The organism is Mesorhizobium sp. M7A.F.Ca.CA.004.06.1.1, from assembly GCF_003999135.1.
Classification (GTDB): domain Bacteria; phylum Pseudomonadota; class Alphaproteobacteria; order Rhizobiales; family Rhizobiaceae; genus Mesorhizobium.
Genome location: NZ_RZPQ01001232.1, coordinates 1 through 992, shown reverse-complemented (window position 1 = coordinate 992; position 992 = coordinate 1). Strand labels below are relative to the sequence as shown.

Here is a 992-nt window from a genome sequence, read left to right as displayed (position 1 = left end):
TCCCTCCCCTCGAGGGGGAGGGAAAGGTCGTGCCTATCCTGTTCTACCGCTCGATGCTGCTGGCCGCCGATGTCGCGCCAATCGACGCACTTTTTGAAGCTCTGCGACAGCGCGGCATCAACCCGGTCCCCATCTTCGTCTCCACCCTCAAGGACCCGGCATCCCTGGCCTTCGTGGAAACAGCACTCGCCTCACTGAAACCCGCCGCCATCGTCACCGCTACCGCTTTCGCGTCCGGTGCCGAACCGGGCAATGAGACCTTGTTCGACCGCGCCGGCGTGCCGGTCTTCCAGGTCATCGTCGCCACCACCCGCCGCGACATCTGGGAGAGCAACCAGCGCGGCCTGGCGCCCGCCGACCTTGCCATGCATGTCGTGCTGCCCGAGCTCGACGGCCGCATCCTGGCCGGCGCCATTTCCTTCAAGGGCGAGAGCGAGATCGATCCAGCACTTGGCCACCGCGCTTTCGCCAACCGGCCGGAACCGGATCGCGTGGCGCAAGTGGCTGACCGCGTCGCGGCCTTTATCCGCCTGCAGGAGACGCCCCGCGCCGAGCGCAAGCTGGCGATCCTGATGCCGGATTATCCCAGCGCCCCCGGCCGCACCGGCTATGCCGTCGGCCTCGACGTGCCGTCCAGCGTGCTGGCCATTCTGCATGACCTGAAGGGACAGGATTATGGTGTTGAGGGAATTCCGGAGACGCCGCGTGGGTTGCTGGATTTGCTGGAAGCCAGCGATACTGGATTGGCCTTAGATAACTACATTGCCTTCTCGACGGAGTTGCCGACTGCGGCAATCGCTGCGGTCGAAGCCGCTTGGGGGAAGGTGGAAGATGAGACGGGTCTGCGCGAGGCGCCCCCCTCTGTCCGGCCGGACATCTCCCCCTCAAGGGGGGAGATTGCGCTGTCATTACCGGTTTCGCCAACCTCCAGTGTTGCAGGAGAGGGCGGAGCGTCAAAACTGCCAATCTCCCCCCTTGAGGGGGAGATGTCC

At 65.0% G+C, this 992-nt stretch carries 1 protein-coding gene; it reads left to right on the top strand.

What is annotated here, in order from left to right:
• The coding region (locus tag EN906_RS35400; protein WP_206529280.1) for a cobaltochelatase subunit CobN at positions 1–992 on the top strand (992 nt) is incomplete at both ends.